The organism is Glutamicibacter sp. MOO4 (assembly GCF_056934395.1).
Window position 1 is genome coordinate 1,338,304 of sequence record NZ_CM167800.1, and the last position, 24,678, is coordinate 1,362,981.

A 24,678-nucleotide genomic window follows, 5' to 3' on the forward strand; every position below is an offset into this window, starting at 1 on the left:
CCATCGTTTCAAAGGGCGCTACGACTCCGAGTAACACAGACATCTGTCCAGCTGAACACATGTATTCTGAGATCATCAAACACCCTTTTGCTTGGAAAGGACCTGTGCCCGTGCGCAAGCCCGTGTCCCGCGCCGTAGCGATTCTGCTTCCCATCGTAATTGCATGCACCGGCTGCCAAGCAATTACTTCTGATGCATCGGTGAAACCAACGGTAAATTTGCTCACTCCAGCACTACCGGACTCACTGAATCCACTGGCAGGTTTTGATAACAATGGCGTGGGAAAAATCAACGAATCCTTATTCACTCTAGAGGGCGAATCTGACACGCTGCCGCAAATCGTTCCGCTCTTGGCCCAGAAAGATCCTAAGATTTCCGCCGACGGATTAACTTGGGATATTACGCTACGAAATGGCATCAACTTCAGCGATGGGACAACGCTGGATCCAGCCGACGTCGTCGCTAGTTATCAGGCAATCAAAGACCCACGCACTGCCTCTCCCCTAGCGAGCACGCTGGAAAATCTTGCAACGGTCAAAACCCATCGCAAAGACGGTGTGCGCTTCACCCTCCATGAACCGCAAGTCTCGTTTAAGACTTCCTTGCTCGTCGGTATTGCCCCTTCTGAACTGATCCATGAAGGTACACCAATCAGTGAGTCTTCACTGAACCGATCGCCAGTAGGCACCGGTCCCTATGTGCTCGATCATTTCGACAGCTCGTCACTCACCTTGAGCGCCAATAAGAATTACCGTGACGGACCGCCGGACGTTCAAAAAGTTTCTTACACTCAGTCGGAAGACGACAACGCTCGAACTCAAGCGATGGCTAGTTCCGATTTCACTGGCACCGTTTTACCTCCTCGCCTCGCAGCCAGCTTTGCCCAACGTGAAGGATACGAAGTCGTTACTGCCTCCAGCGCTGACTGGCGCGGCATCTCGCTCCCGGCCGATCACCCGTTTACCAAGGATCCAAAGGTTCGCCTAGCCCTGAACCTGGCGATCAACAGGGAAGAAATGATCTCCGGTGTATTGGCGGGGGCAGGCCGCCCTGCCTACACCTTTGTGCCACCGGAATATGGGCAGTTCTACAATTCCAAGGCAGTCTTCACCCGTGACCCGCGGCGAGCCGAAGAACTACTAGATGATGCCAGCTGGGTCTCGAACAAAGATGGCATACGGAACAAAAATGGGCAACGGGCCGAATTCACCTTGCTCTACAATCCTGGCGACACATTACGCAGAGACCTATCTTTGGCGCTGGCTTCCCAACTCGAAAAGTTTGGCATCAAGATTTCAGTCCAGCCAGCGACTTTTGACCAGGCTGAACCACGCGTGGGTACAGATTCCATCATGCTCGGCGGCGGAGACACTCCATACGACGTAGATACGCAGCTCTACAAAATGCTGCACTCCAGCTATCCCGAGGCCGGAGCGTACTACGACAATCCGACTCACTTCTCAAATGCAAAAATGGATCAGGCGCTTCATCAAGGACGTACCAGCACTGATCCAAAAACCCGCGCTACAGCGTACAAAGACGTTCAGGATCTTTACGTTAAAGATCCTTCAATGCTCCTGATCGCTTTCATTGATCACAGCTATGTACAGCGCAGCGACGTCCACAATACGTGGAACACCACCGGCACACTTCTTGAACCGCATGAGCACGGCACCGCATGGGGACCTTGGGCCAAAATCGGCGCGTGGAGCAAAAAATGACGATGACGACTCATTCAAGTCGGTGGGCTCTAGCTGGCAAGCTGGTTCTGCGACGCCTGCTCGTAGCCCTTCCGGTCACAGCCGGGCTAACCGCCGTGGTCTTCGCGCTAGCAAGCATTGCACCGTTTAATCCTTTGGCAACTTACCTTGGCTCCAGCTATGCGCATACCGACCCCGAACTGCGTGAACAGCTTCGAGACGAACTCGGATTCAACAAGCCTTCGCTTCAAGTCTGGACTCACTGGATCACGCATGCGATCCGCGGTGACTTTGGCGTTTCCATCTCGGCCTCTCGGCCGGTAGGTCAGGTGCTACTTGAACGCATTCCTTACACGTTGCTTCTTACCGGCACCGGCCTGATCCTAGCAATCCTCTTATCCCTGATTTTGGCTTTGGCAGCCGCTCGTTATCGCAACCAACTAATTGATCGTTTGGTTCAGGCCATCGGGCAGCTGGCGCAGTCGGTTCCAGTATTTGTTCTGGCGCTGGTAGCCATCGCCGTATTTGCTTTGCCGCTAGGCTGGCCCACCTCAGGTGTAGCGGCAGCAGGCATGACCCCGACGCCCACATCGATACTGTCGCACTTATTCCTGCCGGCAGTCATTCTGGCCATTAGCTTGTTGCCCTGGCTGCTTTTAAACTTGCGCACTTCGCTGCTGGAAGCAGTAGATTCTGATGCGGTCTTGGCTGCCCGCGGTCGAGGTGCAAAACAGGTGTTACTTGCCGAAGCCTTGCCCCAAGCGCTACTTCCTTTTATTACGGTCATTGGTGCTCGTCTAGGCGAATTGATCACCGGCGCTCTACTAATTGAAACCATCTTTTCCTGGCCAGGTGTCGCCTCAGCAGTTGTTGGTTCAGCCATAGCAGGAGACTTCGCTCTGCTGGCAGCGGTCACTGCTTGTTCTGCGCTGGCGGTCTTTGCAGGCAATGCCCTAGCCGATGCCGCATACCTACTAGCGGATGCCCGGGTGAACAATGACTAAGTCCAGTTACTCCTGGTTTGTAGCAATCATTGGGGCTGCGCTGCTGACATACGCTCTGTTGGTTCCCTCGCTGGATCCTACAGCGGTAAATACAGTGAATCTCGCCTCGGTGTATCAGCCCCCAAGCCCCAGTCATTGGTTTGGTACAGACCAACTTGGACGCGACCTCTGGTCCCGCACAGCCGCTGCATTGCGCGTCTCGCTGGTGATGGCCATCGGCGCCGCAGTTTTCTCGACGCTTTTGGGGATTCTTGCTGCGGTAGTGGCGGTCACCTCCGGTAAATGGGCCGACCGAATCATCACGCGACTCATTGATGTACTCAATGCGATTCCGCACCTTTTACTTTCCGTAGTCATTTTGGCCTTGTGGCCAGGGCAGATCTGGGCCATTGTGCTGTCCATTGCACTCACCCATTGGACTCAAACCGCCAGGCTACTGCGTGCCAAGCTCCTCTCGGAGCGCGAACGTGGATTTGTGCAACTGAGTCTCGCGACAGGTGCACGGCCACTAGCCGTGTGGCGAACTCACCTCATCCCGGCCGTGCTACCGCAGGCCACAATCGCTTTCGCCCTTCAGATACCACACGCCATGTGGCATGAGTCCGCACTGTCGTTTCTCGGCGTGGGGCTACCTGCACAGTCAGCTTCATTGGGGCTGCTACTCGAAGACGCCCGCAGCGGGATTCTCTCCGGCGCGTGGTGGCTGCTCGTATTCCCGTCCATAGCGTTGATCCTGGCCAGTTGGACGGCCACGACCGGATCGCATCATCTCCACGAACCAAAACAGGGTGCTCGCCACAAGGCACCGGCGGCATTATCCAAAGAATCATCCGGGCAATTCCAAAAGCAGATATCCGCGCCCGGGCTACAAATCACGGCGTCGGTTACAGCCGGAACAAGTCATCTAGTGCGTTCGGCTTCGCTCTGTGCCTCCCCCGGAACTATCCATGCGCTCACTGGAGAATCTGGGGCCGGGAAAACCTTGTTTTTGCGAGCCATCGCAGGACTACTTCCTGAAAGTCTGGAGGCCAATTCCATGCTGACCTTCCACGGAAAATCGTACAAAAATGCCGCTGAAGGAAAGCTCTTGGGTAAAGAACTTGTATTCATCCCCGGCTCTGCAGCCACCGCCCTCAATCCAGTACGCACGTTGCGTTCGGCGCTCAAACGAACTTTCCGTCAGCAGTTACGCCCAACCAGCAATCCTGACCTCATTGGGTACTGGCAAGGATTCGGATTAGAGCCACACCTACTAGATCTGTATCCGCACCAACTATCCGGTGGACAGGCTCAACGTGCGGTTCTGGCTCTCGGACTGGTCTCAGAGCCGAAATGCATCTTGCTCGATGAACCAACCAGCGCACTGGATAACACGACCCGAACGATTGTGGCTGACATTCTGCGCGGCGCAGCTCAACGGGGCGCGATCGTCCTCATCGTTACCCACGACCATGATCTGGCCGAAAACATGGCTGATGTTGTGCACGTGATGGATCACGGGCAACTCGTCACCATCCAGGCCGACAGTGTAGGAGCAAAGCGTTGAGCCTGACTCTTGAAAAGGTAACTGTAAGTCGTGGCGGACAAATGATCTTATCGTCAGCGTCACTGACTGTGGCCGCCGGAGAAGTCGTTGGAATTACGGCGCCTTCTGGGGCGGGCAAAACGACAATGCTGTCCGTGGCCTCTCTACTGCACTTGCCGGACTCGGGAAACGTTGTGATCAGCGGAACGGTGGTCTCGGCAGGAACCAACAAATCGAAAATCCCTGCAAGACTGCGCCAGAACATCGGTTTGCTCCCCCAAAATCCTAGGAATTATGCAGATCCTCGCCTGAGCTTGGCCGAAACGATCTGTACACCTTTGTCTTTCCGGGACGGCCGGTCGAGACCTAATCAAAAGCGCTATCGAGACCACATACTCCAACTTTGTGCCGAGGCCCAACTACCCGAAACCCTTTTGGAACGGCGTCCGGCGGAAGTCTCGGATGGTCAGTTGCAAAGAGCACTGCTGGCACGAGCGATCAGTTTAGATCCAAAGGTGTTGCTCTGTGATGAGCCGACGTCCGCCTTAGACCCAAAAACGACAGGTGCCGTTTTTGAGGTCCTGCGTGCCCGAGCGTCGAGGGGTGCCGCAGTCATCATCGCTTCGCATGACCTTAGTTCACTTGCCAATACCTGCGATGAGGTTCTGGCCCTAGATCAATTACAACGACGATAAGGACTCAGTACTTACGCAGTTGTACAGCTGCCTGACCGCGCAAACGCTGACGCAACTCGTTGACGATACTCATCAACACTGCGGTGGCACCTTCAGTTGATGTACCCAAGGTTCGTACCGACAGCCCTGAGGTAGCAGTCTCGGAAACCCCAACATGCACGGGCTCACTTTGTTGCTCAGCAACCTCGTAGGCAACGTCTCTCAAGGATTCAACCATCTGAGAATCGATCCGTGAATCCACCGCCAGAAGCATTCCCACATGGGTGTACTCCTGCAAATACAGGAGCGACTCTACGGCTTGGGCTCCCGGTTCTACCAATAGATTGTCGAGTACTGCCAGCTCACCGTCCACGTGAATTTCGGTACGCAAACGGATTCGATCATAACGAAATAACTGTCCGTCAGGGCTCCAGCCAGGCGTAATTACTTCGAAGATGACCAGTGAACTGGAGCTGTCCATCTTCACGACGGTTTCTTGCCGATAACTTGCATCTTGATAAGCGATAAGCTGATCGGGCAAATACTCTAGGACTGCGTCTTGCTCTAGCTCAACGATCATACGTGAGAGCGCTTCACCCTGTGGCGTGCGGTAGATCTTTGTTGCAGACTGCGTAGTTAATAGAAGGCTGGCCGAAGCCGCAACCTGCACGTCAACGCCGTACGTATCGGCGCCAAGATACCCGCCTCCGGGATTAACTACGGTGTAACAGACCTGCGGGGTGCTATCGAGATAGTGGGGTCGCAAAACCCGCAGGGCACCTTGATGAAACTGGCTGGTGGCGACGTCCTTACCCGCCCTGCGCTCAATACGCAGCGCCAGTTCACCGGTGAGTCGAGACTGGTCCACTAGGCAAGATCCGTCATCAAAACGTCGCGCTTGAGCCAAGTGATGACCTCTTCGAGTCCGTCATCCGTCTTCAGATTAGTGAAGCAGAACGGCTTGTGGCCTCGAAATTGCTTGGAATCAGATTCCATAATCGACAAGTCTGCTCCAACGTAAGGGGCCAAGTCTGTCTTATTAATGATGAAAAGATCCGACTTGATCATGCCCTGGCCTGCCTTGCGGGGAATCTTCTCCCCCTGGGCCACGTCGATGATGTAAATAGAAAAATCAACCAACTCTGGCGAGAACGTGGCTGAAAGGTTATCGCCACCAGACTCAACGAAGATGACCTGCAAGTCCTCATGCTTTGCTTTCAGGTCTTCAATGGCGGCTTCGTTCATCGAAGTGTCTTCACGGATAGCGGTGTGTGGGCAACCGCCAGTTTCAATCCCAACAATTCGGTCCAACGGCAGCACTCCGTTGGCTGCCAGAATTTTTGCGTCCTCGATGGTGTAGATGTCGTTGGTGATCGCCGCCATCGAGATCTCCCCGTCAAGTGCACGGGTGATGCGTTCAATTAGTTGGGTCTTTCCGGCGCCCACGGGGCCTCCGATACCAATACGAATCGGTTCCATAAGTGTGTTCCTCAAATTAGTTCGGACCGCGTCAACGGTCTTTGGCAGATGTTTTAAGACATGAACATGCGTGCGCGCTGGTGCTCATGTCGCATCTGTGCGATCTCGAGTCCCGGTGCGGCCACACCCAAATCTTGGTCATCCAGGGTGAAGATTTTGGTAACTGTTTCACCAACGGCTTCGTGCATCGAACGGATCACCCGTTGCCCGGCATCTTGCCCCAGCGGAATGGCACGAATTGCGTTCTGTGTCAGGCTTATCGCTGTCGAAAACAAGTAGCTGCTCAGCGCATCCGCCAGCGGTGCTCCGGCTCCGCGAGCGGCCAACGCAAAAGCGATGGCCGGATGCCCTACGCACCGCCCCGAACGTATCGCTTGTTCATAGCTTCGCAGCTCAGGCACCTCAAATCCTGCCAAGGATACGGCCAACATCCGCCCACCCATTTTTTGAGCCGCCAGACGTAGCTGCTTAGGCAGTGCCGAAGCATGGATCATTGAGTCCAGCGCAATAATGCGTTCCTTATCTTCAGCTTCGAAAGCAAAGCGAAGTAGCAAGCCATCTGTATAGGCCAACGATTGCGCTAGAAACTGCCGAAGCCACAGGGCAAAACTATGTTCATCCTGAACCTGACCTGATTCCAGATAGGATTCCATTCCAAACGAGTGACTGAAGGCGCCCGTGGGAAGAGCAGAATCCGAAAGCTGCAATAAGGTCAGCAGATGCCCAGAGCTAGTGGGTGTGTTCTGCATGTCGGAAAGGAACAGGCATAACACGTTCCTGACGTTCGTATGGAGCGTGGTGATGCTTCAAGAAGTCCTCAACAGTATGGTCGTATTGCACCACCATCACCTCAGCCTTGTACTCCGATTCAATATCGAAGAATTGTGCCTGCAGGTGACGATTGCCCAGTGAATGAGCGATGAAAGCCATCTCGTAGATTGATTGTGAAGCGATAACCAAAACGTCTGTAGGCAAGACAGAAATGGTGATGAGCTCGGAATCTGAAATCATCAAGATATCACCGTCTTTCAAATCCGGTCCCGGTGCTAGCCGAAGCCCTAGTTCTCGCCCATGGTCAGTGCTAACCCGTTGGATTCGTTTGACCAGATCCGCACTGGGCAGAACCACCTTCTCGTGATGCCTGTCGGCAAGCAGATCGGCGGATTCCTCATGGATGTTTCCCACGAGTTTTTCAATAATCATTGTGCTCCTTCTCAAAAACTTTCATGCGATAGCTCTGCTAGAACAGGAAATACCGTTGAGTCATCGGCAGTTCCTTGGACGGTTCGCAGGTGGCCAGTTCACCATCAACAGAAACCTCATAGGTTTGAGCATCAACCTTGATCTCTGGGGTATGCCCGTTGTGCTTCAGATCAGCCTTGGTGAGGTTGCGGATGCCGTGGCAAGGTCGAATGATCTTGCGAAGTCCCAACTGCTCCGGGACCCCGCCATCAATGGCCGCCTGGGACATGAAGGTGATGGAGCTGGAATGAACTGCCGAACCCATAGCACCAAAGCTAGGGCGGAGCGTGCGCGGCTGTGGGGTTGGAATCGAAGCATTTGAATCGCCCATAATCGATTGCACGACCATGCCACCCTTGATCACCAGGTCTGGTTTCACACCGAAAAACGCAGGATCCCACAGCACCAGGTCAGCGAACTTTCCTTCTTCAACGCTACCGATGGAATCTGAAATTCCTTGCGCAATTGCAGGATTGATCGTGTACTTGGCAACGTAGCGCTTCAGCCGCGCATTGTCGCCAATCTCTGGATCCCCGGCTAACTTACCGCGCTGGCGTTTCATGGAATCCGCTACCTGCCAGGTACGTAGCACCACTTCGCCCACGCGGCCCATGGCCTGCGAGTCCGATGAAGTAATGGAAAATACTCCCATGTCGTGCAGAACGTCCTCGGCAGCAATAGTTTCAGGACGAATGCGTGAATCGGCGAAGGCGACATCCTCGGGTATATCGGGATTTAAGTGGTGACACACCATGAGCATGTCCAGGTGCTCATCAACCGTGTTGGTTGTATAAGGCAGCGTGGGATTGGTCGAAGCAGGGATGACGTTGGACAGGCCAGCCATGCGAATGATGTCCGGAGCATGACCACCTCCGGCGCCTTCGGTATGGAAGGTATGAATAACGCGCCCAGCGATCGCCTCAATGGTGTCTTCGACAAAGCCACATTCGTTCAACGTATCGGTGTGAATCGCGACTTGAACGTCATATTCATCGGCTACCTTCAGCGATGTGTCGATGGAGGATGTAGTTGCGCCCCAATCCTCGTGGATCTTCAGCCCAATGGCTCCGGCTCGAATCTGTTCGACTAGAGGTGCCGTATCGCTGGCGTGCCCTTTACCCAAAAATCCGATGTTGACCGGAAGGTTTTCCACTGCCTGCAACATCCGTGCGATATTCCACGAACCAGGGGTCAGACTGGTCGCCTTGGTTCCTTCAGCTGGTCCAGTACCGCCACCGATCATAGTGGTGGTGCCATTGGCTAAAGCCGCTTCTACCTGACCCGGAGAAATGAAGTGAATATGGGTGTCGATGGCTCCGGCCGTCAGTATCTTGTGTTCACCGGCAATGATCTCGGTTGCGGCACCAATAGTGATGTCGACGCCGTCAGAGATATCTGGGTTGCCAGCCTTTCCGATTTTGAAGATGTGTCCATCGCGCAAAGCTACGTCTGCTTTGTAGATACCGCTGTAATCCAGAACCACGACGTTGGTGATCACGGTATCGGGAATGTTTTGATCTCGGGTTAGGCGACCATTTTGTCCCATGCCGTCACGAATGACTTTTCCCCCACCGAAGACAACTTCTTCTCCATAGGTTGTGTAGTCCTTTTCGATTTCTAGAAGCAGTTCCGTGTCAGCCAGGCGAATTGCGTCACCGGTGGTTGGGCCATACATTTCCGAGTACTGCTTGCGGGTCATTTCGAAGCCCATGATTACAGCTCCTGCTCATTCTGCGATGCTTCGTTGGCTGTGATCTGATCGGCGGTATTCTCTAGTGGACCGCCAACCGCATTTCGGAATCCGTGAACCTCTCGTGCTCCGGAATATTCGACTAACCTAACGCTGCGTGCGTCCCCTGGTTCGAACCTCACCGCTGTTCCGGCGGGTATGTCGAGGCGGAATCCGCGAGCGGAATCACGGTCAAATTCAAGCTTTGGGTTGACTTCAGCGAAGTGAAAATGGGAGCCCACTTGCACCGGGCGGTCGCCACGGTTCACGAGATTAATCGTTCGGGTCTTCTGCGTCTGGTTGCAAGCTATCGGCTCGTCGCGAAGTACGTATTCTCCGGGAATCATGATCAGTGCCTTTCTAACCGTCGATGCTAACGGATGGGACTATGGACCGTAACGAGCTTGGTGCCGTCAGGAAAAGTTGCTTCGACCTGAACGTCATGCATCATTTCGGCGATTCCTTCCATCACGTCCTCACGTCGAAGGATCGTGGTTCCGTAGCTCATCAGGTCCGCCACGGTGCGACCGTCACGGGCGCCTTCCATCAGCTCATAGGTGATGATGGCCGTAGCTTCTGGATAGTTGAGCTTCAGTCCGCGTCCTTGACGCCTGCGCGCCAGGTCCGCGGCGACAACGATCATGAGCTTTTCGTGCTCGCGCGGCGTTAGATGCATCGACAGATTCCCCATTCAACAGTTGCTCTGAGCTTTTCGTACTCTGACCGATAAACGGCCGCGAAACACTCATAGACAAAATTCATTGTCCCTAGACAATCTTGATTTTACCCATCGACCGCGTCGGCTCCCCCACGTGTCTATTTCTATGAAGTTAAGACTTCATTACGGCTGTTGCCTTTCCAGGTCAGTAGCGGTTCAAAGAAGGAGAATTACTATCAAATGAACGCAGTCTGCTCCCCGGAACGCCACTGGCAAGTTACGCCATTTTATTCGTTCCGAGGAGCAGGAGCATGTCGATTTCTCGCGTCCAATAAGACCTATTCGACCAGCTTGCCGATTTGCGAGACTTCGGTGATCAGTTTTTCGATCTCTTCAGGCACTGCAGGAATCGCTTCACGAACAATTCCCTCTGGCGACCACACCAGATTCACTTGCAACCTTGGATCCGTCATTGGGTAATCACTACGGTTATGACAACCGCGTGTCTCTTTGCGTTCCACGGCGGATTCCAATGTTGCCCTGGCAGCTAGAACAGAAGACTTGAGATCAAAGGCATGACAGAGGTCTTGGTAGCCAGCGATGTCCGGATGAATACCAATGTTTTGCATTCTCTCTTCGATCTCCGCCAGTTTCTCCAGTCCGCGATTTAGGCTCTCTTCGTTGCGAACGACCCCGGCATGTTCGGTCATGACATCCCGAATTGCTCGTTGCAAGGAACGAACGTTTTCCTCACCGTCGGCGTTCACTAGCGAATCCACAGTGCTGCGTGCCTTGTTTATGGCTTCATGCGACCGATGGTGCACCGACAGTGAGCGTGAATAATCGGAAGCTTCCTGCCCAACGATTCGGCCGAATACAAGCAACTCAATTAATGAGTTGCCGCCAAGGCGGTTGGCTCCGTGGAGTCCGGATGAGGCTTCTCCGATGGCGTACAGTCCTGGAACCTCACTGGCATGAGTCAACGGATCAACCCACACCCCTCCCATCGAATAATGGGCTGTCGGTGCAATCTCAATTTTTTCTCGGGTGATATCGAGCATCTGTTCTTCAAGCATGGTCTGATAGACCCGTGGAAGTCGCGACATGATGGTTTCGCGTGGCAGGTGAGAGACATCAAGCCATACACCGCCCTTGTCCGTTCCGCGTCCTTCGCTGATTTCCGTATAGGCGGCCAACGCAACTCGGTCGCGGGTGGACAGTTCCATGCGTTCGGAATCGTAGCTTTTCATAAAGCGCTCGCCCAAGGCGTTGGTGAGGATTCCGCCCTCGCCTCGGGCTGCTTCAGAGATCAATGTTCCAGCGACGGATTCGGGTTCGATAATGCCTGAGGGGTGGAATTGCACCAGCTCGGCATCGCGCAGACGGGCGCCGGCCTCTACGGCAAGACGGAAGGAATCTCCGGTGTTTTCATCTCGCCGTGAACTACTGCGACGCCAGATGCGGTTGTGTCCTCCGGCGGCCAAGATGACTGCGTCGGCTTGAATCAGGTAGCCCGTACCATCGTTGACGTCGAAGCCGTACGCTCCAAAAATCACGCCGTCGGCGACCAAGAGTTCGGTGACGTAGACCGAGTCCAGAATCGGGATCTGCAATTGTTCGGCACGCTTGATGAGTGTGCGTTGAATTTCTAGTCCGGTGTAGTCTCCGGCGAACGCGGTGCGACGGAATTTGTGGGCTCCGAAGAATCGTTGTGAAATTCGGCCGTCGTGTTCCCGTGCAAAGTTCATGCCGTAGCGTTCAAGGTCCTCGATGCCACGGGTTGCGCCTTGAGCCACGACCTGCACGGTCCGCGGATCCGCCAGGTAGTAGCTTTCCTTGATGGTGTCCGCAGCGTGTTGCTGCCAGCTGTCTTCTTCATCCATGGTTCCGAGTGCGGCGTTGATGCCGCCGGCGGCGAGTGAGGTGTGAGCGTCATTCTTTGGACGCTTTCCCACGGCGAGGACGTCGGTGCCCAGTTCGGCCAGTTCGATTGCGGCTCTTAGTCCTGAACCACCGGTGCCGATGACGAGGACTGAAGTTGATATTTGCTTTTCTGTTCTCATATTTCTCAGCTTCGACCTTTGCCGAGAATACGTCCAATGAATAATAATCATGCTTTCAATAGCGATAGGCTATGCATATGAATTTAGAGCAATTACGAGGCTTCGTCACCATCAGCGAGGTGGGGCACTTCACACGCGCTGCCGAGCTTTTGCACCTGACTCAGCCTTCGTTGAGCCGCCAAGTTTCGACGTTGGAGCAGGAGCTAGGGTCAGAACTGTTCCACCGTGCTAGGGGAAACATTTCACTCACCTCTGCTGGCCAAGCGCTGCTTCCTCGCGCGCGGCGCATGCTTGCCGATGAAGAATCTATCCGAAGCGAGATGGCCGACCTCGCGGGCTTACGTAGAGGTCGGGTGCGTCTGGGTGCGCCGCCAACACTTTGTGTGTCAGTGGTGGCCCAGGCTCTCGGTACGTTCCATGATCGATACCCTGGGGTGCAATTACAGATATCGGAGGCCGGGTCACGAGAGTTACTAGATCAGCTCAACGGCGGCCTGTTGGATCTGGCCCTGATCGTCACTTCAGAGCACTCGATCAACGGAAGTAACTTGGACAGCTTGGCATTATTCAAAGAAGAACTAGTGGTTGTTGATTCAACGACAAATCCGCATTTGCCGGAACTCGAAGAACTAGATTTACGCGCGTTAGCCCCTGTTCCACAGATCGCATTCTCGCGCAGCTACGATCTTCGAGCTAGCACCATGCGCACCTATAGAGACGCAGGCCTTCATCCAAATGTCGTTGTTGAAGGCGGGGAAATGGATGCCGTCTTGCGGTTCGTAAAGCAGGGGCTAGGCGTTGCGGTGGTCCCCGCGACCGTTGCACTTGAATCGTCAGGGCTGCGCACCATTGCGTTGCGCGCGCCGCAGTTGTCACGAACCGTTGGACTGGCACATCGTAAAGATGTCGCCTTGACCAGGGCCGCAACGGCTATGCAAGACTTACTTGCAGATACGGCCAAGGAATTATCAGAGCGCCACGAACAAATTACTTAGCTAGCTTGATCCCCAAGTGCGAGGCCATTTGTTCGGCCAGCATAGAAAGTTGCATTGTGCTGATCTGCGCGCCGCGGAGCCCCTCGAGTCCATCAACAAAGCCGAAATCCAATCCTTGAAAATCAACCTCGCGAAGCGTCGCCTGAGAACTCGACAGCTGCCCAGCGCGGCTATCCACGAATGACATGCGCTGAATCTTTGCTCCTTGCAGGTCCAGCTCATCAAACTGACAATTGCGAAACTGAACATCGCGAGCGTTCACTCCACGCAAATTCAACCAACCAAATTTGCAGTTATCAAAAACCACGGAATCAAATTCGGCGTCCGCAAAGTCAGCTGATCCAAACCGTGAATATCCAACTCGTACGTCATTGAAGTACGTTCCGGCGGCCTGCATGACTGGTGAGTCGATCTGTCTCAATTCGCACTGGATCAACCGAGCGTTGCTGATCTGTTCAAGTTGCAGCGAACTGATCAGGCATTCTTCTAGGCGCGCTTCACGGGCCTGCAGCGGTTCTACAAGCCTGTCAAAGTGGAGAAGTTCTAGGTACTCGCCGCCATCTAAATCACCGCTGTATCCGGTCGCCAGCTGGGGCAGGGTAAACGGTCTGATTTTCGGCGCGTGCATCAACTCTCCTCTTTTTGACCGACTTTAGAACTCGTCGATCACCAGCTTCTTCATCCCAAGCATATGCTGGAAAGCATCTGGTCGTTTCATCAATTCGTCCATGTTGGCAGGGACGATTTGCCAGCTAACGCCGAATTTGTCGCTGAGCCAACCGCAGGCTTCCGCCTCTGGAACGGCGGATAATGCATCCCAGAGTCGATCAATCTCTGCCTGACCTTCACAATCCCATTGCAGAGAAACACCGGGGGTAAAGGTGAAGGGTTGACTCACCCCTGAATCCATTGCTGAGAGAACATCCTCACCCAACGAAAATTGGGAAAACATGATTGATTCGGCATGTACTACTTCATTGGCCTGCCCATACGGCACTTGCATATGGACCTTTGCCCCGAAGACGTCTGAGTAGAATTCCAAGGCCTCCGCTGCACGATTCTGTGCCTGGCCGCAGAACATAAGGCTTGGCAATACCTGGGCACCGGGCTGAATCTCTTGGGCTGATTCCATCAGTTGCCACGACACACCAAAACGGTCAGTGACCCATCCATAGTGCTCGCTGAAAGGATACTGCTGCAGTGGCATCATGACCTGGCCGCCATCGCTGAGCGCCGCCCATGTACTGTCCAGCAACTCTCGTTCCGAGGCCCGGAAATTGAGAATAATCGAAATCGAAGGATTCGGGTCAAACTCATTTCCGGCATTAATGAGGGTAATTTTCGTGCCCCGAACCCACACGGAGACCGTCAGCGCCTCTCCCGCAAAGGGTTTCTGAAAGTCCAACAGCCCCTCGGTGGGATATCGGGATTCCACCTCAGATCTAGCTTCGGGCAACGCAGCTGCGTAGAAATCTCCGGCTTCCTCAGCGTTTCCTTGCATCCATAGATTTACCGTCAGATTTTGCATTGCGTCCCCTATCCCTCGCTGTCATTCCAAGTTACGAACTCGCTTCCATTATTGGAAGAGCAATCAGCGATTTTTCAGATCAGTAGTCTCTCGATCACGACCCTTGAACTCATCCATTGAGTTATAGACGCCAATGACGTTCTCAGCCACGTAGTCCCAGGCGACGCGGGGCAAGACACCGCGTAGGAACTGACCCAGCCTGCTGGTCCACGGTAGGAGCACCAATGGCGTACCTGAGAGCATGGCTTTCCATGCACGCTCAACGACCTGCTCTGGTTGCAAGATTGGGGTGAGCAACATTGGTTTCGCTCCCTCAAACATCCCCGTTGAAACGTAGGTGGGACAGATGGTCGTGACTGCAATCTCTGGATCGCTTTCAAGCTCCAGCCTCAACGAGTCGCTCCATGCCAAAGCTGCCGACTTTGAGGCGCAGTAGACACTCATATTCGGGTTGGACACCAGCCCTGCTGCAGAAGCCATCGTCAGAATGCGTCCGGTGCCCCGTTGCGTCAGTTGAGACAACAACTCGTGAGTGATGTACATCGGAGCCAAGGTATTGATTTGAATCGTGGTGGTGATCTGCTCGGTGCGGTGTTGTTCAAATGGAGATCCAGTAACAACGCCCGCGTTATTGATCAGAATGTCCACACCGCCGGAGCTGATGGCCTGGGCTGCAGCACTCTTGATTTGATCCAGCTGAGCCAAGTCAACCACTTGAGCGTCAACATTAACTTCGAGTAACCGGAGTTCTGCAGCTACCTCTTCTAAGCCTGCCTCATTAACGTCCCAGATGATCACTCGGGATGCGCCTTCGAGAGCAGCCTTACGGGCAAACAATCGTCCCATCCCGCTAGCCGCTCCAGTGACCAATACCTGTTTCCGTGCGACTGATTCCAATGCTGGCTTTGACATGGTTACCCTCCCGTAGATTCTTTCTTGGGCTCAGCATATCCTGTGACGCGGGTTACAACCACGCACATCCTGAGTCAGACAATCGCGTTTGCCAGTTAGCCTTGAAATATCAAAAACACACCCCGGAGGGACTATCGTGCGCATTGACCGCCTAGACGCGGACCTTATTGAGTTACTGACCGAATCACCGATGCTGCCGGTCATGGAATGTGCACGGCGCCTTGGTGTTGCCCGAGGGACAGTAAGTAGTCGGTTGACCCGGCTACACGATGCCGGTGTGATCCAAGGAATTATCCCGCGCATTGAACCTGCGGGATTCGGCTACTCTTTGGTGGCGTTTTGCCAAGTAGAAATTATTCAGCGATACGGGCATGGTCCGGTCGCTTCGGCCCTAGAAGAGTCCATCCCCGAGATCGTAGATATGTACACGGTCACCGGAACCTCGGATCTGCAATTACGTGTAGTTGCACGCACGGCCGAAGACCTGCAAGAAATTTTTGACAGGATCAACCGCGTGCCCGGTGTGGCAAGGACCTCATCCTCATTTGCCCTGCATGAACATTTTCAAGGGCGCACGCTTCCATTAGTCTCCGCTTGCGCTAGGGCCGAGGCCGAGACGGAAAAGGCTAAGCAGAATGACTAGTAAAATAGTCAGGTGGGCAATGACCACTATGCAGCCTGCATAGGTACTCAGACTCCGATTGCACGGTTCAATCGTTCAACCTACAGTCATTGCTTGTGAATCGCGACACGCGAGAATATGAGCGAGACCACTGCAAGGAGTGTCGTTGCAAGGGTCTTGCTGTTTGAACGATTGCCAGCCTCAAGTTGTTTTGGCAATCAGAGAGGAAACTCATGACCCTTCACCAGCGCCCCTCCTTGCAGAAAGTACCCGCTTACAAGCAGGGTAAGCCCGCACCCGCTGGAGCTTCTAAACTCTCCTCCAACGAATCCCCGCACAGCCCACTTCCCTCTGTGCTCTCCAGCATCCAGGAGGGGCTGGCAACTATCCATCGTTACCCGAGCATTGCAGCTCCACAGCTCACCAATGCACTCAGCGACCAATTCGATATCGCCCCTGAGCACATCACCCTCGGGGCAGGTTCAGTTGAAGTCGCGGCCCAGATCATTCATGCCGTCGCCGCAGAAGGTGACGAAGTCATGTACGCCTGGCGTTCGTTCGAGGCCTACCCATCACTGGTCCGAATTGCTGGCGCCACTCCGGTTGAAGTCCCCCTCGACAGCGAATCACGTCACGATCTGCCGGCCATGCTCAACGCGATTACCGAAAAAACACGCCTCATTTTTATCTGCAATCCCAACAACCCGACTGGAACGGTTGTTCAGGCCCAGGCACTCGATGATTTCATCAATGCTGTGCCACGCGATGTCCTTGTCGTAGTCGACGAAGCCTACGTGCATTTTGACCGTTCCACCGTACGCGCTGATGGACTTGCCCTCTTCTGCAAGTACCCACACGTGGCCGTACTCCATACGTTCTCCAAGGCTTACGGACTTGCCGGCCTGCGAATCGGCTATGCAATCAGCCCTTTGAAAGTAGCAGAAAACTTGCGTAAAGTCGCAGTGCCCTTCGGTGTCTCTGACCTAGCACAGCGTGCCGCAGTAGCTTCCCTAGCTGCCATCGATGAGCTCTCCGTACGCATCGAAGAGGTCGTGACTCAGCGCGAACGCATGTATGAGGCTCTAGCGGCCGCTGGATACCCAGTTGTGAAGTCGCAGGCAAACTTCGTTTGGGTTGATGCCGGTGAGCAAACCATCGAGTTGGAAGCCCAGCTTGCTTCCGGCGGAGTCATTGTCCGCGCATTCGCCGGTGATGGACTACGTATTTCCTCCGGCACCGAAGAAGATGTCAATCGTGTGCTGGCAGCTTTGCCAGCAATCAAACCCGCAGAGGCGGCCACCGCATGACCGCAATAAAAACTCCGACTTCCCAGCTCCACTCTTCGCTGACTCAACGCCAGATTTCCATGATGGGTCTGGGCGGAGCTATCGGCGCTGGCCTTTTTGTTGGATCCGGCCAGGCGATCTCCATTGCAGGCCCGGCAGTATTGATTTCCTACTTGATCGCCGGAGCGGTCATCATCGTCATCATGGCGATGCTCGCCGAAATGGTTGCTGCACACCCATCCTCCGGCGCATTCAGTACCTTTGCCCACAGGGCCATGGGTCGAAGCGCCGGGAGCACCTTAGGCTGGCTGTACTGGATTCAGCTAGTCGTTGTGATCGCCGCCGAGGCTACCGGTGCAGCAGCCATCACGGCCACTTGGCTCCCTGCAGTCCCTCAATGGGCATGGGTGCTCGGCTTTGTAGTCATCCTGACCGCCGGGAACCTATTGGGTGTTCGGAACTATGGACGGTTCGAATACTGGTTTGCGGTCATTAAAGTTGCCGCGATTCTCGCGTTCTTGGTCTTCGGCGTCTTGGTTCTTACACGCGTTATCCCTACCGACGCATCCGTAGGATTTGGCAATCTTTCTGCTCACGGTGGATTCGCACCGGGCGGAATGCCCGGGATCGCTGCCGCACTGCTCATCGTGATCTTCTCCTTCGGTGGCACCGAAGTTGTTTCTATTGCCGCTGCTGAGTCGAGTGATCCTGCTGGCAACATCAAGCGAACTGTGAAGTCAGTGATGCTTCGCATCCTCTTCTTCTACCTCGGCTCGATCCTCATCATTGTGGCACTGCTGCCATGGAACGATCCGGCTATTGCCGACGGTCCTTTTGCTGCCGCTTTGGGCGTTATGAACGTCCCGGGTGTCGGACTACTGATGAACGCCGTGGTCGTCGTTGCATTGCTCTCGGCAATGAACGCCAATATCTACGGGGCATCGCGCATGCTCTACTCGCTGGGTCAGCGCAAGTTGGCTCCACGAGCTGTCACCCACGTGACTGGCAAGGGCGTGCCATCCAAGGCCGTGCTCAGTTCGGTCACTTTCTCATTCCTCGCGGTGGGTCTGAATTGGATTTGGCCTGAGACCGTCATGCCTGTCCTGCTCAATGTAGTCGGGTCAACGATCATCATCATCTGGGCGTTTATCGCGGTAACTCAGTTGATCTTGCGACGCCGGGCAGATAGGAATGGCGAGAAATTGCCTTTGCGCCTGTGGGGTTTCCCAGCACTGAGCATCGCAACTCTGGTTGTTCTCGCGGTGATCGTAGTTATCGCCATGACTGATCCTGCAGCACGCACCCAGTTGCTACTGACCGGTGGACTCACCGCAGCGATCTGGCTAGTTTCCAAACTAGTCTTACGTGAACAGTCCGACGAGTTGGTCAGCAACGAAAGTTAACGACTGCCGTCGAGATCGAAGCCTAGGTTCAATTCATCCGTGAATTGAACCTAGGCTTTTCTTTTCACCATTTCGTGGATCCAGATTGGAGCGAATGGTGAGGTGCACCCGGGTGACGTCGGATAATCCGCGAGTACCTGCAGTTTCTCGCCAATTGCCAAAGCCCTGGCACGAAGCGGGGCATGTTCAATTCCGATATTTGCCAAGGTATTGTTCATTGCCCACTGCAAGCGGTCCGGTGCCGTGACCATCCGTCGCTCGATGGTATCCAGCAGTTCTGGAAGATTAAGCTTGTCGGGGTCCTTGGCCACTTGGTGTGCTGTCAGCTCCCAACCTGCTGCTTCCAGGACTGGGTCTTGCTCGAGCATTAGCGCGCATCGAAGCTGTTCAAGGAGCTTAGTTTTTTTGACGATGTAGCTAAGGAACCAGCTCTGCACCTTAGGCGTGCTGGCTTGTTTGCTCCATTGAAGAAGCTGTTCAAGGGTGAAGCTACGTGGCTTAGCAATCAAGATGGCAACCAAAGCGCTTGCTGTGTCCTGCGTGTTCCAGAGTTGCTCGGCAAGTTCCTGATTAGACTTCAACGACTTCGCTAAAGCCCTCAACTTACTCAAGTTAACGCCAAAGTCATCGCCGTGGCGTTCGTTGATGGCCCTAGCTTTGGGGTCTTCCAGCTCGGCCAGCGCCTGCTGGACGTCCTCGACCAAACTGTCTGGTCCTAATTGCTGGCTCAATTTCTGCTCCACATCTAGTAGTTGCTAAAGCGACTGAACAGGTTGTCGAAGTATTGTTCTTAACTTCGACGGGGTCACTCGTCTAGGATCGCCAAGATAGATTTCGTGATGTTTGCCGGTCATCTGCAATCCATGCTTTGGGATGAAATCCTCGTGCATGCTCTTGAGCACCGGTCCCTCGTCATCGTAAGTACCAACGTGCAAGGTCTGAACGCATTGACCTTCATCCAAGACTTCTATGCGCACCTTGTCGACGGCAGGCAAGTTCTTGCTAGCTTGTGCGGCTTCTTTAGCTTGCAGCGCGTCACCGTCGTCTAACCACCGTGGAATCATCAACATCAGCGTCCAGTGCCACAAAGACTTATCCCTATGATCAGTGAAGCTAGTCAGATCATCGGCCCACCACAGCCCTTCAAGCGGTGGCACCACGTAATCCCTCCCGATCTGCTTACTCGCGAATTTCAGCTTGTAAGCAATTGGGTATAGCGACTCCACCGCCTGGGTATAGGCCGTGGATATATTGGGATCTCCGGTTCCGTCAACCATCAGATAACGAGTGGGTTCAAGGGTTAGTACTTGAAATTCGGAAGCCTTCGCACGATAACCGGGGCTAACTTTTTTGAAATCAATCTTCTCGACCAATACTTCGCTCCCCTAGTTCCACGACTACTTAGAACCACTTACGCCATTTGAATACACCATATAGTGCTGCAGCAAATACGACCATGAACAGCACCGCACCGGGATACCCAAAGGACCAGTGAAGTTCCGGCATGTTATCGAAATTCATGCCATAGATGGCCGCGATCAGCGTCGGGGCGAAGAGAATTGCGGCCCAACCAGAGATCTTCTTCATGTCTTCGTTTTGCCGTTGGGCGACCAATGTGGCGTTCACGTTCAAAATCTGGGACAAGGCTTCTCGATACTCAAGCGCTTGGGTATTAGCGCGAGTCAGGTGGTCAGTGACGTCCTGTAGATAGGTTTGCAGCTCCTCAGGAACTGGATACTTACTGAACCCGTCGTCCAGTGAGCGCACTACCTCAAGCAGGGACGCCGTGGAGTGCTGCATATCAACGACCTCTTGGCTTAGTCGATAGATGCGTTCGGTGACGGCTGCATCTCCGCCGAACACCTGGCTTTCGATCTGTTCCTTATCAATGCCTAGTCCGCGAAGAACTGGAGCGTATCCGTCAACAATTTCATCCAATATCCGATAGAGCACAGCCTCCGCCCCTAGCCGCAGGAGCTTAGGGTCTTTGAGCAACATCTGATGTTGTTGAAGGTTTCCATTACTGATGGACTCAGCAAATTCGTGACCGTCGGTTCCATCAATCCAGCGGTGATCTTGGCAAAAGACCGCAACGGAGCCAGGCCTGACGAGAATATGGAACTCAGAAAGTTCAACTGTCTCGGCTTCATCAAGATACAGCGCGGAACGAACAACGATGAGGAGCACGTCGCCATAGCGTTCAAGCTTGGGGCGCTGCCGAGCATGCAAGAGGTCTTCAACGAGTACCGGGTGCAGGTTCCAAGCCTCGGTCAGTTCTTGGATATCGGCTTCGTTCGGCGTTGGGTACAGCGAAAGAGCGATCCTGTTGTCACCAGTTTGGCTGAATTCAAGAGCTTGAGTTGCGGTGATGTCCGCTGGAGCCGTCTCCACAGCACCGTCATCAATGAATCGCACTCGCTTCAGGCTATGAGTCGATGCCTGGTTGTTGGCGGTGTATTTTGCTCGTGAGCTGCGTCGCTGAATTCGTGCCATGGTGCTCCTGGTTGAATGACTTTGTTCCAGTATCGCAAGGAGAATCAAAATAGTGGTGCACAAAGCTTTCGGCAACACAACGAGTTTTGTGCAACTGCTCTCTGCGTGAGGTCCCCGCTGCTCTGGTCCTTCAAAGACACGTATCTATTGATGAAATCAATGAGCCTATAAACGAGAAAATCCTGAAATTCTTTTCCAAGAATTTCAGGATTTAATTGGTGGAGATAAGGGGATTCGAACCCCTGACCTTCTGCATGCCATGCAGACGCGCTACCAACTGCGCCATACCCCCAAAGGATTGCTACCCCGATCAGGCAACTCCATTATCATAGAGGACTAACTGATCAGGATGCAAATTCCAGATTACTGGTTGTTCTGGGACAATTCCTCAGGCAACTCAATAACTGGGCAGTCGGCCCAGAGGCGTTCCAAAGCGTAGAAGATACGATCTTCCTGGTGCTGAACGTGGACAACAACGTCGCCGTAATCCAAAAGTACCCAGCGACCCATGCCGAAGCCTTCACGGCGGACCGGGCGCATGCTGTACTCTGCGAGAACCTTTGCCTGGATCTCGTCAACGATTGCGTTCACCTGCGGTTCTGATCCACCAGAGACAATCAAGAAAGCGTCGGTGACGCCCAAGCGATCGGCTACGTCGAGCGCGACCATGTTTTCTGCCATCTTGTCAGATGCAGCATGAGCTGCAATCTTCACGAGGGCAATTGAATCTGCGTGTGCTCCCATTGAGTGGGGTGTCTCCTTGTTAGAGGTGTAGATCGAGAATCTTATTTTGCTATGAAATTAGTTGCCGAGCAACATGATCAGTCCTGCGATCAGTGCTGCGCCGCCAAGGCTAAGGGCCACAATCATGGCAATCAGCATGTTGTTGGCACGTCGAACACCGTGGGTTTGTACGTCCAAGGGTTCCAGACCCTGAGCATTTACCGCGTTGATGCGAGGCATCTGTACTGCTGCCGAATCACCAGCAGGTGTTGCTTTCTTCTGCTCAACAGCTGACTTATCTGCAGGCTTCACCGCAGGTTTTGCGGCCGGCTTGGCAGCTGGCTTAGCTTCTGGTTTTGCCTCAGGCTTAGCCACTGGTTTTGGTGCTGGCATAGCAGTCTGCTTTGGAGCAGGCTTTGCCGTAACACCAGACTTGCCAGCTGGCTTCTTAGCTGCAGGAGCGGCCTGGTTCTTCTTCGAGCTGATCTTGCCGTCAGCATCCAGGTTCAGCGAAACGCTTTGTGTCTTTGGACCTTGAACGCCAGTCTTGGCGATACGGTCCTCAACCTCGCGAATGTTGCCCATCGCGCCGGTGAATGGATCAGAGGACTTGTCGTCCTTGCCCTGCTTCGCATTCTCCACACGCAGACGTTCGCGTTCAGCTGCTCGACGAGAAATGATCGCTGCACGTGCAGCCATTTCACGCTGGTGAGCAAGAACTTCGAGATCAATCTCGGAGTCGTCCTCCCCCAGCAGGTTTGGATCAATTGGAGTCTTCGGTGCATGAGCACGACGTGCTGCCAAGGCCTGCTCAACACTCATCACCGTAGTTTCAGGTGAATCATCATGATCCGCCGGCTTCTTCGCTGGCTTGGTTACAGGCTTTGGCGATGCAGCTGGCGCGGCATGACCTTGCTCGGCTAACGCCTGAAGGCGCAGTTGACGACGAGTAAGTGGCTTAGGGTCATCGCCAGGTTCCACGGTTGGAATGTGGCTAGTCAGAGCGTCAACTTCGCCCTCTAGGCGGCGACGCTCGCGCAGTGCCTCACGGTTGCGTGCGCGGCGCAATGAGGCGCGCTCCCCCGTGGACCCCTCAGGAGTATTTTCAGCTTCGGCAGATTCTTCGCTGGCATCAGGCTTGGCCGAGGCTGCTGCTTGAGGCTGCGCTTTTGAAGAATCGTTCTTTGGCTGCTCTGGCTTGCTAGATGCAGGGGCAGGCACAGCTGCTTTAGCCTGACTTTGCGGTGCAGGTTTAGCAGGAGCTGCGACAGGCTTGTCCGCGGGCTTGCTTGTAGTGGATGCTGGGGTGACCTTAGCCTCATTCTGCTTAGCAGGAACTGGCTTGGCTGCGTTTGGCTGTTTTGCGGCGTCAGGCTTCGGAGCAACAACTGGTGCTGGCTTAGCAGTAGCTTGCGCGGCAGGGGTCGACGGCTTGACAGCCGGCTTAGCGGCTGGAGTCGAAGGTTTTGGAGAAGCAGCGGGCTTAGCCTCTGCTTTAGCTTCGGGCTGTGACGCCTTCGGCTTGACTGCATCCGGCTTCGCCTCAGGGCTCGCTTCAGTTCTCGCAGGCTTGGCCGACTTCTCGGACTCCCCTGTGTTCTTCTGATCTGCGAGTTCTTTAGCGTCTTGCTCAGCCTTGCTATTAGCTAGCAAAGCTTCCATTTCGGCGCGTCGCTTTTCTCGCAGAGCTCGCCTGCTAGAAACCGGCTGCGAGTTATCGCTCATCCTGTACTTCTCCCGACCGCATAGACAAATACCGTCACCCTTACCTAGAGATTATGCCGTGTTACGTCACCGAATGTGAGGTTACGACTCGGTATACAGCCCATATTTTGCAATGTACTGCACCACACCGTCAGGCACAAGGTACCAAACTGGCTTCTCTTGGGCGACGCGTTCACGACAATCCGTAGAGGATATCGCTAGTGCTGGAATTTCAAGCTGTGAGACATTTTCACGTCCCAAATCACTCATCACGTAACCCGGACGACTAACACCAACAAAATGCGCTAGGTCCCAAACTTGATCGATGTCGCGCCAACTCATGATCTGACTCATCGCGTCTGCACCGGTAATGAAGAAGAGTTCTGCTTCCGGGCGCTGGGCGCGTAAGTCCAAGAGAGTATCGCGCGTGTAAGTTGCACCCTCACGGTCAATGTCTACCCGGCTTACAGTGAAGCGGGGATTCGACGCCGTCGCAATGACAGTCATCAAGTAACGATGCTCTGGGCTCGTTACTTGCTTGTCTGCCTTCTGCCACGGCTGGCCGGTAGGTACAAAAACTACCTCATCCAAATTCAGCTCAGCTGCCACCTCGCTGGCGGCGACCAAGTGGCCATTATGGATAGGGTCAAAAGTACCGCCCATCACGCCGAGGCGTAATGGGCGATCACGATGCTGACGCTCAGCCAAGACTAATGACTGTGTGGTTCGTGAGTCTTGAACTGACGGTGAATATCCTGCTCTTCTTCCTTGGCAGGATGACGGTTGCCTACGTTGGTGTAGGAAACGGTGATCAAAAGCAAGATCATCAATGCAACGAAGATGCCGCCACCGATAAGCAGGGACCAGGTGTGCCCACTGATGCCAGTGGTAGAGGCTTCAGAGGCCAGAATCAGCGCGTTCAAGTAATTCTCCAGTCG

26 protein-coding genes and 1 tRNA gene are annotated in these 24,678 nt (G+C 54.2%); 8 read left to right on the forward strand and 19 right to left on the reverse strand.

Annotated elements, in window-relative coordinates:
• The first annotated feature begins 110 nt into the window (after positions 1-110).
• The 4 genes from AC1Z3F_RS06200 to AC1Z3F_RS06215 are packed head-to-tail and all read left to right on the forward strand — an operon-like array spanning position 111 to position 4,924.
• Complete coding sequence (locus AC1Z3F_RS06200) at positions 111-1,721, forward strand: ABC transporter substrate-binding protein (protein ID WP_483566807.1); 1,611 nt, start codon at positions 111-113, stop codon at positions 1,719-1,721.
• 2 nt (positions 1,722-1,723) lie between these two features.
• A complete protein-coding gene (locus tag AC1Z3F_RS06205) occupies positions 1,724-2,704 on the forward strand; it encodes an ABC transporter permease (protein WP_483566808.1) in 981 nt (326 codons plus the stop codon).
• Positions 2,697-4,250: an ABC transporter permease subunit gene (locus AC1Z3F_RS06210; RefSeq protein WP_483566809.1), complete on the forward strand. Its 1,554-nt coding sequence runs from the start codon at positions 2,697-2,699 to the stop codon at positions 4,248-4,250. The genes AC1Z3F_RS06205 and AC1Z3F_RS06210 overlap by 8 nt, the downstream gene beginning before the upstream one ends.
• Positions 4,251-4,291: 41 nt before the next feature.
• Complete coding sequence (locus AC1Z3F_RS06215) at positions 4,292-4,924, forward strand: ATP-binding cassette domain-containing protein (RefSeq protein ID WP_483566810.1); 633 nt, start codon at positions 4,292-4,294, stop codon at positions 4,922-4,924.
• Between the two features lie 4 nt (positions 4,925-4,928).
• Here AC1Z3F_RS06215 and AC1Z3F_RS06220 read toward each other — a convergent pair whose 3' ends face one another.
• The 8 genes from AC1Z3F_RS06220 to AC1Z3F_RS06255 form a co-directional block, all read right to left on the reverse strand.
• The gene (locus AC1Z3F_RS06220) at positions 4,929-5,810 is read right to left on the reverse strand and encodes an urease accessory protein UreD (protein WP_444613513.1); all 882 of its coding nucleotides are present in this window, start codon (positions 5,808-5,810) and stop codon (positions 4,929-4,931) included.
• On the reverse strand, positions 5,771-6,382 hold the full coding sequence (gene ureG / locus AC1Z3F_RS06225; RefSeq protein WP_131088327.1) for an urease accessory protein UreG: 612 nt from the start codon (positions 6,380-6,382) through the stop codon (positions 5,771-5,773). The genes AC1Z3F_RS06220 and ureG overlap by 40 nt, the downstream gene beginning before the upstream one ends.
• A 53-nt stretch (positions 6,383-6,435) precedes the next feature.
• The gene (locus AC1Z3F_RS06230) at positions 6,436-7,131 is read right to left on the reverse strand and encodes an urease accessory protein UreF (RefSeq protein ID WP_131088328.1); all 696 of its coding nucleotides are present in this window, start codon (positions 7,129-7,131) and stop codon (positions 6,436-6,438) included.
• Positions 7,112-7,585 (reverse strand): urease accessory protein UreE, encoded by a 474-nt coding sequence (ureE, locus tag AC1Z3F_RS06235; protein WP_483566811.1) that lies wholly within the window; start codon positions 7,583-7,585, stop codon positions 7,112-7,114. The genes AC1Z3F_RS06230 and ureE overlap by 20 nt, the downstream gene beginning before the upstream one ends.
• A gap of 37 nt (positions 7,586-7,622) precedes the next feature.
• Positions 7,623-9,335: an urease subunit alpha gene (gene ureC, locus AC1Z3F_RS06240; RefSeq protein WP_483566812.1), complete on the reverse strand. Its 1,713-nt coding sequence runs from the start codon at positions 9,333-9,335 to the stop codon at positions 7,623-7,625.
• Between the two features lie 2 nt (positions 9,336-9,337).
• Positions 9,338-9,700 carry an urease subunit beta gene (locus tag AC1Z3F_RS06245; protein WP_131088331.1) on the reverse strand — a complete coding sequence of 121 codons (363 nt, stop codon included), beginning with the start codon at positions 9,698-9,700 and terminating at the stop codon, positions 9,338-9,340.
• 26 nt (positions 9,701-9,726) lie between these two features.
• A complete protein-coding gene (locus AC1Z3F_RS06250) occupies positions 9,727-10,029 on the reverse strand; it encodes an urease subunit gamma (protein ID WP_262197619.1) in 303 nt (100 codons plus the stop codon).
• A 320-nt stretch (positions 10,030-10,349) separates the two neighbouring features.
• Complete coding sequence (locus AC1Z3F_RS06255) at positions 10,350-12,074, reverse strand: FAD-binding protein (protein WP_262197618.1); 1,725 nt, start codon at positions 12,072-12,074, stop codon at positions 10,350-10,352.
• A gap of 77 nt (positions 12,075-12,151) precedes the next feature.
• Between AC1Z3F_RS06255 and AC1Z3F_RS06260 the strand changes: the two genes are divergently transcribed.
• Entirely contained in the window at positions 12,152-13,069 is a 918-nt protein-coding gene (locus AC1Z3F_RS06260) for a LysR family transcriptional regulator (RefSeq protein WP_262197617.1), read from the forward strand.
• On the opposite strand, the gene AC1Z3F_RS06265 is transcribed toward AC1Z3F_RS06260, so the two are convergent.
• The 3 genes from AC1Z3F_RS06265 to AC1Z3F_RS06275 all read right to left on the reverse strand — a co-directional run bounded on the left by AC1Z3F_RS06265 (position 13,062) and on the right by AC1Z3F_RS06275 (position 15,509).
• A complete protein-coding gene (locus AC1Z3F_RS06265; RefSeq protein WP_131088335.1) occupies positions 13,062-13,697 on the reverse strand; it encodes a pentapeptide repeat-containing protein in 636 nt (211 codons plus the stop codon). The genes AC1Z3F_RS06260 and AC1Z3F_RS06265 overlap by 8 nt on opposite strands.
• Positions 13,698-13,721: 24 nt before the next feature.
• Positions 13,722-14,597: a VOC family protein gene (locus tag AC1Z3F_RS06270; RefSeq protein WP_131088336.1), complete on the reverse strand. Its 876-nt coding sequence runs from the start codon at positions 14,595-14,597 to the stop codon at positions 13,722-13,724.
• Between the two features lie 63 nt (positions 14,598-14,660).
• Positions 14,661-15,509 (reverse strand): SDR family NAD(P)-dependent oxidoreductase, encoded by an 849-nt coding sequence (locus tag AC1Z3F_RS06275; protein ID WP_483566813.1) that lies wholly within the window; start codon positions 15,507-15,509, stop codon positions 14,661-14,663.
• A gap of 136 nt (positions 15,510-15,645) precedes the next feature.
• Here AC1Z3F_RS06275 and AC1Z3F_RS06280 point away from each other — a divergent pair, with 136 nt between their 5' ends.
• The 3 genes from AC1Z3F_RS06280 (at position 15,646) to AC1Z3F_RS06290 (ending at position 18,820) form a co-directional block, all read left to right on the forward strand.
• Complete coding sequence (locus AC1Z3F_RS06280) at positions 15,646-16,152, forward strand: Lrp/AsnC family transcriptional regulator (protein WP_131088338.1); 507 nt, start codon at positions 15,646-15,648, stop codon at positions 16,150-16,152.
• Between the two features lie 212 nt (positions 16,153-16,364).
• On the forward strand, positions 16,365-17,438 hold the full coding sequence (hisC, locus tag AC1Z3F_RS06285) for a histidinol-phosphate transaminase (RefSeq protein ID WP_483566814.1): 1,074 nt from the start codon (positions 16,365-16,367) through the stop codon (positions 17,436-17,438).
• Positions 17,435-18,820 (forward strand): amino acid permease, encoded by a 1,386-nt coding sequence (locus tag AC1Z3F_RS06290; RefSeq protein WP_483566815.1) that lies wholly within the window; start codon positions 17,435-17,437, stop codon positions 18,818-18,820. The genes hisC and AC1Z3F_RS06290 overlap by 4 nt, the downstream gene beginning before the upstream one ends.
• 50 nt (positions 18,821-18,870) lie before the next feature.
• Here AC1Z3F_RS06290 and AC1Z3F_RS06295 read toward each other — a convergent pair whose 3' ends face one another.
• The 8 genes from AC1Z3F_RS06295 to AC1Z3F_RS06330 form a co-directional block, all read right to left on the reverse strand.
• Complete coding sequence (locus tag AC1Z3F_RS06295; RefSeq protein WP_483566816.1) at positions 18,871-19,551, reverse strand: DNA alkylation repair protein; 681 nt, start codon at positions 19,549-19,551, stop codon at positions 18,871-18,873.
• 24 nt (positions 19,552-19,575) lie between these two features.
• Positions 19,576-20,193, reverse strand: coding sequence for a GyrI-like domain-containing protein (locus AC1Z3F_RS06300; RefSeq protein ID WP_483566817.1), 618 nt, complete (start codon positions 20,191-20,193; stop codon positions 19,576-19,578).
• Positions 20,194-20,221: 28 nt separating this feature from the next.
• Positions 20,222-21,313 (reverse strand): magnesium and cobalt transport protein CorA, encoded by a 1,092-nt coding sequence (locus AC1Z3F_RS06305; RefSeq protein WP_131088343.1) that lies wholly within the window; start codon positions 21,311-21,313, stop codon positions 20,222-20,224.
• Positions 21,314-21,529: 216 nt separating this feature from the next.
• Positions 21,530-21,605, reverse strand: a tRNA-Ala gene (locus tag AC1Z3F_RS06310).
• A gap of 71 nt (positions 21,606-21,676) precedes the next feature.
• A complete protein-coding gene (rsfS, locus tag AC1Z3F_RS06315; RefSeq protein ID WP_131088346.1) occupies positions 21,677-22,057 on the reverse strand; it encodes a ribosome silencing factor in 381 nt (126 codons plus the stop codon).
• Positions 22,058-22,114: 57 nt separating this feature from the next.
• Positions 22,115-23,761: a hypothetical protein gene (locus tag AC1Z3F_RS06320; RefSeq protein ID WP_483566818.1), complete on the reverse strand. Its 1,647-nt coding sequence runs from the start codon at positions 23,759-23,761 to the stop codon at positions 22,115-22,117.
• A gap of 81 nt (positions 23,762-23,842) precedes the next feature.
• A complete protein-coding gene (gene nadD, locus AC1Z3F_RS06325) occupies positions 23,843-24,448 on the reverse strand; it encodes a nicotinate-nucleotide adenylyltransferase (RefSeq protein WP_131088347.1) in 606 nt (201 codons plus the stop codon).
• A 2-nt stretch (positions 24,449-24,450) separates the two neighbouring features.
• Complete coding sequence (locus tag AC1Z3F_RS06330) at positions 24,451-24,663, reverse strand: hypothetical protein (protein ID WP_131088348.1); 213 nt, start codon at positions 24,661-24,663, stop codon at positions 24,451-24,453.
• Between the last annotated feature and the right edge of the window lie 15 nt (positions 24,664-24,678).